This is a genomic window from Niastella sp. (assembly GCF_045805085.1).
In the GTDB taxonomy this organism is placed as follows: Bacteria; Bacteroidota; Bacteroidia; order Chitinophagales; family Chitinophagaceae; genus Niastella.
Window position 1 is genome coordinate 1 of sequence record NZ_JBJMLX010000550.1, and the last position, 15,870, is coordinate 15,870.

At 45.4% G+C, this 15,870-nt stretch carries 13 protein-coding genes and 1 riboswitch; of the genes, 7 read left to right on the forward strand and 6 right to left on the reverse strand.

Annotated elements, in window-relative coordinates; translation table 11 throughout:
• The first annotated feature begins 109 nt into the window (after nucleotides 1-109).
• The gene (fucP, locus tag ACJ751_RS28615) at nucleotides 110-1,324 is read left to right on the forward strand and encodes an L-fucose:H+ symporter permease (RefSeq protein WP_407748963.1); all 1,215 of its coding nucleotides are present in this window, start codon (nucleotides 110-112) and stop codon (nucleotides 1,322-1,324) included.
• A 237-nt stretch (nucleotides 1,325-1,561) separates the two neighbouring features.
• On the opposite strand, the gene ACJ751_RS28620 is transcribed toward fucP, so the two are convergent.
• The 5 genes from ACJ751_RS28620 to ACJ751_RS28640 all read right to left on the reverse strand — a co-directional run bounded on the left by ACJ751_RS28620 (nucleotide 1,562) and on the right by ACJ751_RS28640 (nucleotide 6,617).
• Nucleotides 1,562-2,041 (reverse strand): DUF302 domain-containing protein, encoded by a 480-nt coding sequence (locus ACJ751_RS28620; protein ID WP_407748964.1) that lies wholly within the window; start codon nucleotides 2,039-2,041, stop codon nucleotides 1,562-1,564.
• 68 nt (nucleotides 2,042-2,109) lie between these two features.
• A complete protein-coding gene (locus ACJ751_RS28625; RefSeq protein ID WP_407748965.1) occupies nucleotides 2,110-2,676 on the reverse strand; it encodes a Crp/Fnr family transcriptional regulator in 567 nt (188 codons plus the stop codon).
• A 16-nt stretch (nucleotides 2,677-2,692) separates the two neighbouring features.
• The gene (locus ACJ751_RS28630) at nucleotides 2,693-4,219 is read right to left on the reverse strand and encodes an MFS transporter (RefSeq protein WP_407748966.1); all 1,527 of its coding nucleotides are present in this window, start codon (nucleotides 4,217-4,219) and stop codon (nucleotides 2,693-2,695) included.
• Between the two features lie 13 nt (nucleotides 4,220-4,232).
• Nucleotides 4,233-5,282, reverse strand: coding sequence for an HlyD family secretion protein (locus ACJ751_RS28635; protein ID WP_407748967.1), 1,050 nt, complete (start codon nucleotides 5,280-5,282; stop codon nucleotides 4,233-4,235).
• 18 nt (nucleotides 5,283-5,300) lie between these two features.
• Nucleotides 5,301-6,617 (reverse strand): TolC family protein, encoded by a 1,317-nt coding sequence (locus ACJ751_RS28640; protein WP_407748968.1) that lies wholly within the window; start codon nucleotides 6,615-6,617, stop codon nucleotides 5,301-5,303.
• A 248-nt stretch (nucleotides 6,618-6,865) separates the two neighbouring features.
• Between ACJ751_RS28640 and ACJ751_RS28645 the strand changes: the two genes are divergently transcribed.
• The 5 genes from ACJ751_RS28645 to ACJ751_RS28665 all read left to right on the forward strand — a co-directional run bounded on the left by ACJ751_RS28645 (nucleotide 6,866) and on the right by ACJ751_RS28665 (nucleotide 15,089).
• The gene (locus ACJ751_RS28645) at nucleotides 6,866-8,056 is read left to right on the forward strand and encodes a winged helix-turn-helix domain-containing protein (RefSeq protein ID WP_407748969.1); all 1,191 of its coding nucleotides are present in this window, start codon (nucleotides 6,866-6,868) and stop codon (nucleotides 8,054-8,056) included.
• A gap of 91 nt (nucleotides 8,057-8,147) precedes the next feature.
• On the forward strand, nucleotides 8,148-9,965 hold the full coding sequence (locus ACJ751_RS28650; protein ID WP_407748970.1) for a cytochrome c peroxidase: 1,818 nt from the start codon (nucleotides 8,148-8,150) through the stop codon (nucleotides 9,963-9,965).
• Entirely contained in the window at nucleotides 9,962-11,539 is a 1,578-nt protein-coding gene (locus tag ACJ751_RS28655) for a purple acid phosphatase family protein (protein ID WP_407748971.1), read from the forward strand. Before ACJ751_RS28650 ends, ACJ751_RS28655 begins: the two co-directional genes overlap by 4 nt.
• 143 nt (nucleotides 11,540-11,682) lie before the next feature.
• Nucleotides 11,683-11,898, forward strand: a riboswitch (cobalamin riboswitch).
• A gap of 104 nt (nucleotides 11,899-12,002) precedes the next feature.
• The gene (locus tag ACJ751_RS28660; protein WP_407748972.1) at nucleotides 12,003-14,009 is read left to right on the forward strand and encodes a TonB-dependent receptor plug domain-containing protein; all 2,007 of its coding nucleotides are present in this window, start codon (nucleotides 12,003-12,005) and stop codon (nucleotides 14,007-14,009) included.
• Nucleotides 14,010-14,018: 9 nt separating this feature from the next.
• Nucleotides 14,019-15,089, forward strand: coding sequence for a DUF5074 domain-containing protein (locus ACJ751_RS28665; protein ID WP_407748973.1), 1,071 nt, complete (start codon nucleotides 14,019-14,021; stop codon nucleotides 15,087-15,089).
• Nucleotides 15,090-15,133: 44 nt separating this feature from the next.
• On the opposite strand, the gene ACJ751_RS28670 is transcribed toward ACJ751_RS28665, so the two are convergent.
• On the reverse strand, nucleotides 15,134-15,421 hold the full coding sequence (locus ACJ751_RS28670; protein WP_407748974.1) for a hypothetical protein: 288 nt from the start codon (nucleotides 15,419-15,421) through the stop codon (nucleotides 15,134-15,136).
• A gap of 215 nt (nucleotides 15,422-15,636) precedes the next feature.
• Between ACJ751_RS28670 and ACJ751_RS28675 the strand changes: the two genes are divergently transcribed.
• Nucleotides 15,637-15,870, forward strand: a 234-nt coding sequence (locus ACJ751_RS28675) for a carboxypeptidase-like regulatory domain-containing protein (RefSeq protein ID WP_407748975.1), incomplete at its 3' end; no start/stop codon positions are given.

Below are 15,870 nucleotides of genomic sequence, written 5' to 3' on the forward strand. Positions count from 1 at the left end.
ACCAAAGTAAAAATAGAGGAGAAAAAAATAACCGCCGCTACGGTACTGGAAGTAAAACTGCTTCCTTCCGGCGGGCAGGCCATCTGGATAAAACCTTAAAACTACTACTGTGAATAAAGCCGCTTTTACCGAAAAAAGATACATCGTTATTTTCGTTTTTGTCACGTCGCTCTTTCTGTTATGGGGCGTGGCGCATTCCATTAGTGATGTGCTGAACAAACATTTTCAAAATGTAATGAACCTGAGCAAAGCCCAATCGGGACTGATCCAGTTCTCCGTATTTGGCGCTTATTTCGTAATGAGCATTCCCGCCGGGTTGTTCATGAAAAGGTTTGGTTATAAAATGGGGGTGCTGCTGGGGCTTTCGTTATTTTCCCTGGGCGCCTTATTGTTTGTGCCGGCCGCCAATAGTGTATCGTTTTCTTTCTTTCGCATCGCGCTGTTTATTTTGGGTTGTGGAATGGCTACTCTTGAAACGGTGGCGCATCCGTTTGTGGCCGCATTGGGCGATCAACGAGCCAGCGACCGCCGCATCAACTTCTCCCAGTCATTCAATGCCGTAGGCACCATGATAGGTCCCGCGTTGGGCAGTAATATTTTGCTGGCAGGCAGCACCGGCAGTGGTGATCTAAGTTCCGTAAAAGTTTTGTACAGTAGCATTGGTATCGTCATTGCGCTGGTGGCCCTGGCCTTTGCATTTGTTAAGGTGCCGGTACTTACCGATCCACATGCGAAAGATGCGAAGGCCGTGAATATAGATACAACGCCTGGTAAAAAATTATTTCAACACCGTCATTTTGCCTGGGCGGCCATTGCCCAGTTCTTCAATGTGGCGGCGCAGGCCGGCACATGGGGTTTCTTTATTAATTATGGACATGAGAAAATGGGTTTCAGCGATGCCGAAGCCGGTAATTATATGATCCTGTTTATGGCCATGATGGCGGCGGGTAGGATAGTGGGTACCTCGCTGATGAAATTCATCGCGCCCAATAAATTGTTAGCGGCCTTTGCTTTTGGCAGCATCCTGTGTTGTCTCATCGTAGCGCAAAGCTGGGGCTGGACTTCCTTTATCGCCCTGCTACTGATCAACTTCTTTTTCAGTATTATGTTCCCCACCATTTTTAGTTTGGGGTTAAAGAACCTGGGCGCGCATACCCAACAGGCCTCCTCTTTTATCAGCATGGGGGTGGTAGGCGGGGCTTTCTTTCCTTATGTCATGGGTTTGGTTGCCAATCATGATGTGGCTACGGCGTATTACCTGCCTATTGTTTGTTATTTCATCATCTTTTTGTTTGGGGCGAGGTTGTATAAGGTTAGGGAGTAGGAGGTAAGAAGTTGACCGGTTAACCAGTTGACCAGTTAACCAGTTAACCAGTTGACGAGTTAACAAGTTAACACGTTAACAAGTTGACAAGTTCGTGGGGGTGAAGTAGGAGGTTGATAGAGTTGACGGGGTTGATAAAGTTGATAAAGGAAGGGCAAGTGAGTGGTGAGTTGTCAGTTACTGCCCTTTGCCCACTGCCTGCCGCCTTTCATCTTTGCCCTCTGCCCTTTGCCTTTTTCACGTATTATCAGCTTTTTGAATAAGCATGATAAGATTGTTGTCGAGAGCAATGGAGTCAGTCAGCAGGGATGTGTTATTGAACTGGGCGCATAGAGAAGAAAGCAGGTCATATTCAACGATCACTTTCTTTTGCTCGTTTTCATAAACAAGCAGGTGAATGGGTAAATACAGTCCGGCCCCGGTATGATTGTCTATCATTCTGTCCATTATTTCAGGATTGCCGAGCTGGTATTGCTTTGCTTTTTTATAACGCACTTTTTGGGGCAGGTCTTCCTGTGACATAATATTATAGATCATCAGGTTGTTTTTATCGCAGGTACTGTTTAAATAGCAAACCGTAGAGGCGGGAGCGGCGCCTAATGAACGGAGCGCAACCGGCATTAAAATGCCCAATGCTTTTTCCAGCTGATAGGTGAATTGATCAAAACTGTTTTTTATTTCAAGGCTCACATGTTCTATTACTACTGCTCTTTTCATTTCCCGAAGTTCGCTTCTGCCGGAAGCAATTCCCTTCACATTTGCGAATAAATATAAGCGAGGAGAGCTTAATGCTGGCTTCTGATCCTGCTCAGGCTTTGGGGGGCAATACCCAGGTAGGAGGCGATATAATAGTTGGAGAACATCTGCAATAAATGCGACTCTTCTTTTACTAACTTTTGATACCGGTCTGCGGCTGCCATAGTGAGCAGGGTAAAGGCCCGGTCGTACATGTTCATGAAGGCGCTCTCATTCAGTTTCCGCATCCAACGTTCGTATATAAGTGATTTTTCTATCAAATAATTTACCTGCGTTTTAGTGAACAGTAAGGCATTTACCTCAGTAAGCGTTTCAATGGCTATTGAAGAAGGATTGTTTTGGAGAAAAGCCCGGTAATCGGTGGCAAACAGGTTTTTACTGATACTTTCGGGGGTGTTGAAATAAAAATTCCAGGTGATGGTTTTACCTGAGAAGTCGGTATAGTACGAGCGGCCCAACCCTGATACAATGAAATAGATCTTGTCGCACGGCTTGCCTTCGAGGAGCAGGAGATGTTTTTCGGGCAGCGTTACTTCACTGGTATGGTCGGCTATTAACTGCATGGTATCGGTATCGGGTTCTACAAACTTTCGCATATAATTAAAAAAAGGCTCACAAGTTTCTACCGGTATCATGTAATGCAGTTAGGTTTATCTTCCTGTAAATATGTATTAACATCAGTATCGTAATAACCGATAAACCAAAAATAATGATAGTTCCCGAGATTTCCTTTAATGCTGTTAAACTTGCCTGCTGTTGAATGTTTTGATAGAACCTGGAAATATTACCCTGTGCCAATACCTGGGGCTCATTGGCATCGATGTGAGTGGCCAGTTTTGATAAATGCCTGGTCCTTTCTGCATATAAAAAATAACTATACAGCCCGGAAATAATACCCGGCGCCAGAAAGGAACGTACCAGTACGATCACCCCTACTGTCTTAAGCACATGAGGAAAAGGAAAGCCGGCCGTTGCATACAGGCCAATGGAAATATACAGCAGCGCCAGTCCAAACCCTTTAACCAGGGAAGGCAACCAGAGATCTGCAATGTTCAGATCAGTCACAAAACTGCCATACATCAGCATGTGATATCCGACCATGGCTGCAAATCCGATGATGATGAGCAACTGGCCGTTGTATTTATGGCGGTACCAGAAAAAGCTCATAAGGCAACCCGCAATAATACCAGGGATCAGATACAGGTTTAATTCTGCATTCCGGATTGATTCAAAGTGAAGCACACTACCTGAATAAGCGGCCTGAAAAGTGGCCGGTGTAAATACACTCAACAGCACAAGCAGCACAAGACCCAAACTGAAATTGGTTTTTTTGAACAGTTGCAGGTTCAACAAAGGACGTTTGAGTAACAGCTCCCGCCTGATGAACAACAGGAGGGTGATAACTGCGCCAAAACATGCGGTGGTAATGGCTGCCGAACTGAACCAGTCTTCTACCTTTCCGTACACGGCCACATAATTGATCAGCATTAGCGAAGTAATCAACAGCAACAGCCCGGGCATATCCAGCTGGTATAAAGGGATCTTCCTTCTTAATGGATGATGTTCGATGAAAATAACTGCCAGGATAATACTGATAGCTATCAGGATAAACATTGCATAATACGCGTACCGCCACGAATACAGGTTAGTAAGGTAAGCGGTAAACCAGGTAATGAAGTACAAACCGGCCAGCACCATAAAATAAAAGAAAGGATATAACCGGGCAGTTTCCATTTTTTTGCTCCAGATCCCTAACCAGGCCAGATAAATGGGCCCTACCGTAAATATTTTTGTGAATCCCAATACAAAGGTAGCAGCTACTGTTATAGTAGGATCGCTGGTGGTGGCGCATACCCAGTTCATCAACAACTGCATAATAAAACCCGTGAGCGCCAGTGTTTTGATGGGCAGTCTGCCTAAAAGCCGGATCATAAATATAATACTGGTGCCCATGCCGATGAACAGGGCGTTGCCCGCCATGGTAAATGGTTCTGCATACACCCCCAGATCGCTGTACATGTCAATGGTTATTCCGTTAAATACGCCATTTACACAAAGGGCTACAAAGGTCAGCAGCGTTAAGATGGCATAACGGAGGTATGTTGGAACCCAGGCATAAAAAAGTGGTTTGATTTCCATGACTCAACTATTTTTAATGAGCGATCCGAACTTCTACGTTCATTCCGGCCCTGAAGCGCCTGAGCAGGGCTGCGTTGTTTTCATTTTTTACAAACTCTATCCGAACCGGGATGCGTTGTTGCACTTTTATAAAGTTCCCGGTTGAGTTGTCGGTAGGGATGGCAGAGAACCGGGAACCTGTTGCTTCTGCAATCGCAGATACTATGCCTTCCAGTTCCTGTCCACCAAAGCCATCTACCTGCAGTTTTACTTTTTGCCCAATGTAAAGCCGGGCTATTTGTGTTTCCTTGTAATTGGCAACCACCCAGCTGCTGTCGTTCCGTACATACGATAACAGGGTTTGTCCGGCCTGTAACAATTGGCCTTCCTGGATGTTGCGGCGGCCGGTAACGCCATCGTAAGGCGCGGTAATAACTGTATAGGACAGGTTCAGTTTGGCATATTCCATCAAAGCATGCGTACGTTTGATGTCTGCATTGTTTACGGAGATCTTATTGGTTGTTTCTACAGTGGAAAGGTTGGTAGTAGCGCGCTGTTGCATCAATGCTTTGGTTTGAGCCGCCAGTGCATCGTACTCAGATTTTACCTGGTCAAATTGTTGTTGGGTGGCGGCGCCTTCACTCAACAGGTTCTCGTACCGGTGGTATTGTTTTTCCGCATTCCACAACCGGGCCTGTGCGGCAGCGATGTTGGCATCGGAAATACTCAGGCCGCTTTGTACGGTATTGACGCTTGAAGCGGTTACCGTTTTTGACGCAGTGGCTGCCAGGTAAGCCGCCTCTGCCTGCTCCAGTTGAATTTGATATTCCCGGTCATCGATCAATACCAGCGTATCGCCTTTTTTTATATGCTGGTGCTCGGTAAAACGAACTTCCTTAATATAACCGGGGATGCGGGTATTAACAGGGTTGATGTAGGCTTCGATCTGTGCGTCGTTGGTGTACAGGTCGCTGTTCAGCTGCAGGTAGGTGGAGGTGCCCCAGGCAATAAAAGCCAGGGCCGCCGTGATCAACAAACCGTTGAGCACGATCATTTTTTTGTTTTTGTGAGCGTTCTGTTTCATATAAGTGAGTTGAAAATGTTATAATAAACCGATTGATTTTTGTAACTGGTAATGCGCGTATACAATGTTTATCTGCGCGGTGCTTACTTTAAGCTCTGCTTCTATTTTTGTATTGGCCGCATCGATGATATCGGTGAGCAGGGCCAGCTGGTTGAAATATTTTTTCTCCACGATACGATAATTTTCTTCAGCCGACTTCAGATCATCGGTATAAGTGGTCAGTTCATCTTTTGCTTCCTTATATTTTATAAAAGCGGCGTTTACCGATAATTCCACATTTTGCTTTTGAAGGGTTTCTCTGGCAAGGGATTGTTCTACCTGTATTTTTCCGGCTTTTACTTTTCTGGGGCTTTGGTATATGGAAGAGATATTATATTTAACACTTACGCCCGCCAACCAGATATTGTAATAAATGTCCTGGGCCGGAATGGAATTGGTATACGGCCGTTGAAAGTTATTGCTGGTGAAAAGGCTTACTTCCGGATACCGGTCCGCCTTAATTACTTTCAGGTTGGTTTTGGCAATTTCAATTTCTTTGGCCGCCGTTTTCAGGTCTTTGTTATTGGCATAGCTTGTCGCCATCAGTTGATTAATGGTCACGTTTTTAAAAGGAAGTGATAACAGGGTGGTATCGGGGATCAATTGTTCATTCAGCCCAAGCCCCAATACCACATTCAGTTGTTGCGTTTGGATATTAATATTATCGTCTGTTTTACGGATGGCCAGTTCAAGGTCTGAGATAATGAGTTGGGTGCGCAATACATCATTATTGGTAACCAGCCCCTGCTTTTGCAGGTGCAGGATGTTCTTCAGCCGTTCCTGCGCCAGTTTGGTATTGTTCCCGAAAACCTGGCGTTGGTTGATGAGTTTATAAATATCCAGATACTTGGCAGCCACCAGGAATTTTATGTCTTCCCCGTTTTTTTCCTGGTTTAACAGGGCCACCTGTTCTTCAAGACTGGCCTTTTTTATATTGTTGGCAATTTCACCACCCCTGAAAATGGTTTCCGATGCCTGCACGGAAAATTGGGTCAGGTTGTGCGGAACGTGCGCTGTAATATGTTTGCCAAAAGACGGGTCCCATATTTGAGAGTTGCTTAAATACCCATAATTAATGGCACTGGAAATATTGGGCAAATGTCCCAGTTTGGCGATGTCAATTTTCTGATGGGCCAGTTCGGTATTTTGCGCCGCAATTTTTAACTGCGCGCTGTTTTGTTCAGCCAGCTCAAACGCATGTTGCAGGGTCAGCACCCGCGGACCGGCTTCCTGGCTAAAGGCCACCGGCCCTGCCAGTATCATTATTATTAGTAATGTTTTAGTTAATGCTTTCATTGTATGATCGATTTGCAGGTACAAAGTAATGGCAGTGAAACGGCGGGTTCGTTCACATTTGTGAATTAATGAGGAATCGTGAAACGGCAAACGTGAAACGTGAAAGGGTTTCCGATATTCCAGCCTCGCTTCTGCATTCAACCCCAACTTCATCGGGGCAAGTCCTGTTCTACTCGTTAACTTGTCAACTTGTTAACTCGTCAACTCGTCAACTGGTCAACTCTTTTCATTAACTTTATCACACACGTATGAACCAGATCATCCTTACCAAAGAACAGGCAAGAAAAATCATCCTCCATGCGGCCGGACTGGCCAAACGCGCGCAGTTTGGAAAAGGGCGCGAAGCTGTGTACAAGCTTATCGATCATTTGGGTTTTGTTCAGCTCGATACCAACTATGTGGTGGAGCGGGCGCATCACCACGCCATCTATGCGCGGGTGCCCGATTATAAACAGGATTGGCTCGAAGAATTGCAGCATGATGGAAGGGTATTTGAATATTTCACCTGTGACGCAGGCTATATGCCCATGCACGACTTCCGGTTTTCACTGCCCATAAAAGCAAGCTTTGCCAAAAGGTATCCATTGGAACAGCCCGAGATCAATCTCATGAACCAGGTGCTGGACAGGGTAGGGCGCGATGGGCCGTTGGGCGTAAAGGACTTTGATAACGATCGCCAGGTAGCCAGCTCCGGCTGGTGGGACTGGCGCCCTTCGAAGGTGGCGCTCGAACGATTGTACATGAGTGGCCAGCTGATGGTAACGCGGAAAAAAGATTTCCATAAACGCTATGACCTGCCCCGGAACATTGTGCCTGCCGACATCGATACCGACATACCCACACCTGAGGAATTTGCCCGGCATGTGATCAAACGCTGTTTGCAAAGCATGGGCGTTGCTTATGCAAAAGAAATGGCCTGGCGCGCGCATTATGTAAAAGATAACCTGGTGAAAAAGGAACTGGAGAAAATGGCAGCGGAGAAAGAGATCCTGCCCGTGGCGGTTGAAGGATTGAAAGGACCGCTCTATATGTTGCCGGCTTATAAAAACAAAAAGATCACGCTGGCCGGCGATGCCTTTATCTTATCCCCGTTCGATGCGTTGAATGTATTCAGACACCGGTTAAAAGACTTCTTTGAATTTGATTACCAGATAGAGTGTTTTGTGCCTGCTCCCAAACGGAAATACGGTTATTTTTCATTGCCCGTATTAATAGGCGATACCTTTGTCGCCCGCATGGATTCAAAAGCCGATAGAAAACAAAACCAATTGATCGTGCACAACCTGCACTTTGAGCCGGTGAAACTGACCAGGGACATGCTCGGGAAACTTACTGATGCGTTAAAAGCATTTGCGAAATTTAACCAGTGCCATGAAATTGTGATTAAAAAGTCGAACAATAAGCCTTATTTAAAAGCCTTAAAGGACGGGTTAATATAAACATAACATACGAATTGTTTCTTTGCCGCTATTAATAAAACCACCGGGGCCAACATTAGTGACATTTGTAGCAATTCATACCACCGAACGCATGAAAATAGCCGTCGGATTGATCGTTTGTTTCTTCTGCCTGGTAATGGCGGTTGGCTTTACCCATTCAAAGCCCGATACCGGTGTGCCTGTTGCGTTGGCCTGGTTTACAACCAATGCAGTGGCATTTGCATCGGCTACAGGTGAACTGCAACAGTCGATTGTTACACTGAATGATGATACTGCCTCCCTGTTGAAAGCCCGCGCTGCATTAAAAAGGGCCCGCCTGCAATATAAAAAGATTGCCTTCTTCCTGGAATATTTTTTTAAAAGCGCCGCGCTTATTTATAACAGCCCGTCTAAATATGAAATAGAAGAACCCTATATGGAGTTCAGGGAGCCAACCGGCTTACAGGTGATCGAAAGTTTGTTGTATGAAGAACATCCCGCCATGAAAAAGCGGGAGTTATTACAACAGGCCGATGTGATAAACTCTTCGGCAAAAGACCTGAATGCTTTATTATACGGTTTTACCGCCACTGACAAACAATTGCTCGAAAGCGTACAGTTGGAGTTGGTGCGCGTGATCACCCTCGGCATAACCGGCTTTGATGCGCCCTTGCTGAAAACAGGGATGGCCGAGTCGGAAATGTCGCTCAGCGCCCTGCAAACGGTGCTGCAACCTTTTGTGGGCAATGCCACCAAAAAAGGAGCGGAGGTTACCAATTATCTTTCTGGCTGTATTGACTACCTGTACCAGCATCCTGATTTTGACAGTTTCGACCGCCTTCATTTTCTCACCGCTTATGCCCTGCCTTTACAACGATCGTTGCAGGCTTTCATAAAAGAATGGCAATTACAACTCAATACAACCCGGGTGTTGAATTATGAAGCCGGTGATCTTTTCAATCCAACCTTTCTTAATTTAAATGCCTTTCCCGGCACTGATAGCAGCGCTCAATGGCAAATAGCCATGGGCCGCCGGTTGTTTTTTGATGCGGGGTTATCGGGCAATAACAAAATAAGTTGCGCCACCTGTCACCAGCCCGAAAAACATTTTACCGATGGGCTGGCGCAAAGCATTGCGTTTGACGGGCATTCACACGTACAGCGAAACGCGCCTTCGTTGCTATATTCCGCATTTCAGTACCGGCAGTTTTGGGATGGAAAAGCCGAAAGTCTGCAAAGCCAGGTGAAGACGGTGCTGTTCAATGTACAGGAAATGAATGCCGACTCCGGGGCGATTGTGAAGCATCTGCAACAGGATACAACCTACAAAAAGTTGATAAGCGTCGCCTCGCCAATTGATAAGATGGCCGAATGTATTGCCGCGTTTGTGCGCAGTTTGAATCCCCGCAGTTCCCGGTTCGATAACTATATCCAGGGAAAAGGACCTGCACTGACAGCTACCGAAATAAAAGGGTTCAACCTGTTTATGGGCAAGGCGCAATGCGGCACCTGTCATTTTGCGCCGCTGTTCAATGGGTTAACGCCACCCCTGTACGATCGAACCGAGTTTGAAGTGTTGGGCACTACGCGTACCGACGATCTGTTACAACCCGTAGCAGACACCGATATGGGCCGGTACCCGCTGTTCCCTATGGAATATTACAAACAGGCATTCAAAACGCCTACGGTGCGCAATGCGGCGGCTACGGCGCCCTATATGCACAATGGCGCTTTTAAAACTTTGGAAGCTGTAATTGAGTTTTATAACCAGGGCGGGGCAGCCGGGTTAAAGCTGCCCATCAACAATCAAACTTTATCGCCCAGGCCATTACACCTTACCCCAAACGAAGCGGCCAGTATTATAAGCTTTATCCATACATTGGATGATGCGGAACCAGAAGGATCGTTCATCAATAAATCAAATCAGTGAATTCATTAAAAAGGAAATTAATTGGCGGAATGGCATTAGCGGGGCTTCTGTTACCATTTATCAGCAGCGCCCAAAGAAAGGTGGAAGTGCAGGCCCAATTGATCCGCGGACCCTATTTACAGGTGGCCAGCAGTACCAGCATTGTTATTCGCTGGCGAACCGATGCGTTACAAAGAAGCGTGGTGAACTATAGTCCCGATGAAAAAGACCTGAAAGGGCTGGCTGCAGACCCAACGCTCACCTTTGAACACAAGGTTACAATAACAGGTCTTTCGCCCCGCACAAAATACTATTATGCCATTGGTGGTGGCGTAGGTGATACCTTGCAAAAAGGAAACGATAATTATTTTGTTACCCTGCCGCCACCCGGGGAAGAAGGTTCTTACCGCATCGGCGTTTTTGGCGATTGCGGCAATAATTCCGTTAACCAGCGTTCGGTGCGCGACCAGGTTATAAAATACCTGGCCGATAAACCTATGGATGCCTGGATCCTGCTGGGCGATAATGCTTATAACGCTGGCCAGGACCCGGAGTTCCAGGAAAAATTCTTCAATATCTATAAGGATAACCTGTTGAAGAAATATCCTTTATTTCCCGCCCCCGGTAACCACGATTACAATGATTTTGACCAGTATAAAGCAACGGCGCAGATAACGCATGATATTCCGTATTACCAGAATTTTTCCATGCCAACAAAAGGGGAGTGTGGTGGTGTTGCCTCTGGCAGCCAGTCCTATTATTCTTTTGATATTGGCAATGTGCATTTCCTGTCAATTGATTCATATGGCAAGGAAGAAAATGAAACCCGCTTATACGATACCCTGGGCGCACAGGTGCAATGGATAAAAAAAGACCTCGATGCATTTCACAATACGAAAAGAGGTTGGGTGGTGGCGTACTGGCATCATCCGCCGTATACCATGGGTTCGCACAACTCCGACAATGAAACCGAGTTGGTGAAGATAAGAGAGAACTTCATCCGCATCCTTGAGCGCTATGGCGTTGACCTCATCCTTTGCGGTCATAGTCATTTGTTTGAAAGATCAAGATTGATGAACGGACATTATGGAATGGAAGCCACCTTCAATGCCACCCAACATAACCTGAGCGCTTCCTCCGCTTTATATGACGGCAGTGCAAATTCCTGTCCGTATATAAAAGATTCGGCAAACAGAGGAACGGTGTATGTGGTTACAGGTTCAGCCGGCGCCATGGGCACCAGGCAGGCTGCTTATCCGCACAATGCCATGTACTATTCCTACAATGAACTTGGCGGCGCTTCCATGCTCGAGGTAAATGAAAACCGGTTGGAGTTGAAATGGATCTGCTCCGACGGAAAGATCAGGGACCATTTTGTAATGATGAAAGATGTAAACAGGAACGAAGTCATTACTGTTAATAAAGGAGCGACCGCCACCCTGAAAGCCTCCTTTATCGGTACTTACAAATGGAACAAAAGCAAAGAAACCACCAGGTCAATTACCGTGAAACCAACTGCCGCAAAAACAGTGTATGAAGTGATTGATCCCTACACCTGTTTGAAGGACAGGTTTGAGGTAAGGGTTTCAAAGTAAGTAACCAGTTGATAGGGTTGACAGCGTTGACCTTTATCAACTCTATCAACCTCATACTTTATTCACCCAAACCTTCTACTTACCTGTTAACTTGTCAACCTGTTAACTTGTCAACTTCCTAGCCACATTTTCTAAATTTACCCTACATTTGCGCCTGTTATGGTTCTTTCCCGACTACGTTGGGATGGATTAAAAGGGAACCCGGTGTAATTCCGGGGCTGTCCCGCAGCTGTAAGTTTCGTGAATGGTACTATCAATCACAACTGTTCAATCTGCAAACCACTTCCCGATACGTCGGGAGGGAAGGTGTTGAACAAATGAAACGAGCCAGAAGACCTGCCATAGCAAGCTTATTTATCGGCTTTCGTGGAAGAAGCTGGTAAAAACAATTAAAGGCCTGCCTTCGCGCCTCCTCACTTATTGTTTTTACTGTTTGTTCCCTGTTGCGCCCAAAAACAATTGATTGAAGACTGCTTTTATTACATATGCTTTTATTGCGGCCGGGCTGCTGTTGCCTGCTGTGCTTTTTGCCCAACAAAAAGACACTGTAAAGGTCCTGGAAAAAGTGACGGTGGGTTCTCAGAAAAAGAAACAAACCTTCACGGCCATTACGCCGGCGCAATCATTAAACCGGCAAACCCTGCAACAGCTCAATGCGCCATCCGTGGGCGATGCGGCCCGCTTCTTTTCCGGTGTACTGGTAAAAGATTATGGAGGCGCTGGCGGATTAAAGACCGTTTCGGTAAGAAGCCTTGGCGCACAAAATACCGGCGTCAATTACGATGGTATACCCGTGTCTGATGCGCAGGCGGGGCAAATAGATCTAAGTAAGTACTCAGTGACCTTTGTACAAAGCATCGATCTGCAACAGGCGAATGCACAAACTATGTTACAGCCCGCACGGGCTTATGGATCAGCAGCCATGCTCTCTATTAATACATTGTCCTTTTCAACCGAAGCCCTGCAACGCAATCATTGGCAGGCAGGGATGAAAGCGGGCTCCTTTGGTTTATGGCAACCCTCGGCAGGTATGAACCGGGTATTGCCCAAACAAATGGCCATTGGCGTAAATGCAGAAGGCATTTTCTCAAAAGGAAATTATCCTTATCACATCGATAATGGCAGTTCTTCTCTGAACACCAAACGCGAGAATGCGGAACTGCGATCATTTCAGGGAGAAGTAAACCTGTTTAAACAGTTTGCCGACAGCGCTACCTGGCAGGTGAAGCTGTCGGGGTATACTAGCAGCAGGGGATTGCCGGGGGTAGTGATCTTTTATAATGAACGGTCGGTGCAACACTTGTGGAATAATGATTATTATATACAAAGCCGGTACCGGAAATCTTTCAATAATAATAGCACGGGCTTGCTTGTATCGGCAAAAGCCAGCCGGAGTTATACCAAATACATTGATCCCGATTATTTGAACAATGCAGGCGGCCTGGATAATCGTTACACGCAATATGAATACTATTTCAGTGCAGCCCTTAGTCAGCTTATACAGGAGCATCTGACTGTATCAGCGGCTTCAGATGCCGCGTACTCGAAGCTCAATTCCAATATGCCTGATTTTGTGTATCCCGCCCGTAAAAGCTTTTGGAATGGCCTTGCCATCAATTACGTTCGCCCGCTTTGGCAGTTGAATGGTGCTGCATTGCTTACTACTATCAATGACCAGGTGAAAACCGGGGTAGCCGCCAAGACCATTAACAAATTAACGCCTTCCTTCGCATTCAGTGGAAAATTAACGGCTAACAGTCCGTTGATGTTTCGCTTGTTTTATAAGCATGTTTTCAGGATGCCCACTTTCAATGACCTGTACTACCGTATTGTTGGGAATGTTTCCCTGAATCCTGAATATGCGCGTCAGTACAATGCAGGTATGGTGTATTCAGCTTCCTTCAAAGGGATGTTAAAACATGTCAGCATAAGTGCAGATGGGTATTACAATTTAATTAAAGACAAGATAGTTGCCCTTCCCAATAAGAACCTGTTTGTATGGACCATGCTGAACCTGGGTGAAGTAAGTATTAAGGGGCTTGATGTAACGGCTGAAGCAGATGGCGCTACCAGCGAACCCGTAAGCTGGTTCATCCGCATGGCCTATACTTTTCAGCATGCATTGGATATCACTGATCCTTCCGGTGTGACCTATAAGAACAGGATACCGTATACACCTGATCATTCAGGTTCCGCATTGATCAGTGTAAATTACCGGCGCTGGACGGGTGGTTATAGCCTGCTTTTTTCAGGCGCCCGTTATGTTTTGGGTGAAAACAATCCCTATAACCAGGTTGATGGCTGGGGTGTACATGATGTATTTGTTGCCCGGCAATTAAATATCAAACAATACAACCTGCAAATAAAGGGAGAGCTCAATAACCTTACCGATCAAAAATATGACGTGGTGCGGTACTTTCCTATGCCCGGCAGATCATGGAAAATAAGTTTGCTTTTTAATAATTTATAATTCATCAACATGAAACACAACAGGATCATTTTATTATTCACCCTTTTTGTAGCTGGGTTGGCATCGTGTAAAAAAGATAAAGACGATTCGTCGGCGCCAAAAGTTACCACCGGTGTGTATGTATTAAGTGAAGGAGATTATGGGTTTAATAATAGCATGCTTACATATTACAATGAAAGTACAGGTGCCGTTAGTACAGACTTTTTTTCCAAAGCAAACAATGGCACAGGTCTCGGTGATACCGGTAACGACCTGTTGATCTATGGTGGTAAATTGTATATCGTAGTACATGCATCGAGCGTATTGACGATTGCCGATAAGCTAACCGGTCAAAAGATCAAAAACATCGATTTTTTAACGCCAGGCGGGGCTAAAAGCCAGCCCAGGTATGTAGTTGCCTATAAAAATAAAGTGCTCGTATCCGCTTATGATGGTACGGTTGCAGTAATTGATACGGCTTCACAGACTATTGAAAAAAAGATTACTGTAGGCGCCAATCCTGAGCAAATGGTAGTGCTGGGCGATAAATTGTATGTGGCCAACTCCGGTGGCCTGGCAACGGTTAAGGATTCAACCATTTCTGTTATCAACTTAACTTCGATGACCGAATTGCAAAAAATAAAAACCGGCTTAAGTCCAAGCTTTATGACAGCAGACGAGTCGGGCAATATTTATGTTATTTGTTCAGGTGATTATTTTAGCAGCATTATGCCCAAACTGGCCAAGATCAGTACAAGCACCAATTCAATGGTAAAAATAGCCGATACCATTACCGGTCGCATTCAATACTATAATGGCGCTTTGTATGCAACCGGTGGTTATTCAGGTTCAAAATATGTACGCAAATTAAGCACTACCGATTTTAAACAGGATGCTGCCAACTTTGTTACTGATGGCACCAGTATAACTATGCCATATGGTTTAAATGTAGATCCTCAGAATGGAGATGTGTATGTTACCGATGCAAAAGATTATACAACTTCAGGTGAAGTGTTTTGCTTTGATAAAACCGGTAAAAAGAAGTTTTCGTTTTCAACGTCACCAGCCGTTAACCCAGGCGCGATCGTGTTTATAAAGTAATCTTGTGAGTGGTCAGTTGTGAGTAGTGAGCGGGCGTCCACTCACTACTCACAACTGACCTCAAATGCCTCCGCAACAGCCAGGATCCTGTTCACCACAAGTCCATTGGTGTTAGGGTTCGACAGTTCATGCAATAATTCCACATAAAAGCTGTTGATCGCATATAAATAATAACGGTTACCTGCCTCTACCTTATCAGCCACAAAATCACCATAGTGGCTAATTACCTTTATTTGTTCCTGCTTATTTAGTTGTTCAAATTCAGCACACGTCATACGGTAAGTAAAATTGCTTCCCTGCAATAATACCATTTTATCTGTATAGTCCACCAAAAGTGTAGATTAATTTTGACAATACTTTTACAGAGTATATCTTTGAGCTGTCTATAATTCACTCCGGTGGTCCGGATGGTGCTGTTCGCAGCCCATGCCGGTGTTTTTGCCGATTTATTTCCCTTGAATGAATGCATGTTGAATGACTTCCTGAATGGAAGTGTGCTTTGTATTGCCTGCCAGGTAATATAACTGCTAACCTATAACTATATACAATGATCAGGATCGTCACATGTATTGCATTTGTCCTTTTGGGAATATCGCCCTCATTTGTAGTGGCACAAACCAAAACCCTTCATGGTGTTGTTAAATCAAAAACAACCGGCGCACCGCTGGCCGGTGTTACGGTATTGGGCGCCACGGTAAAAAATAACAGCGTAACAGACGCCAGTGGTAATTTCTCCATTACGGCAGCCAGGAATTCTATCCTGACCATCTCCTATGTTGGG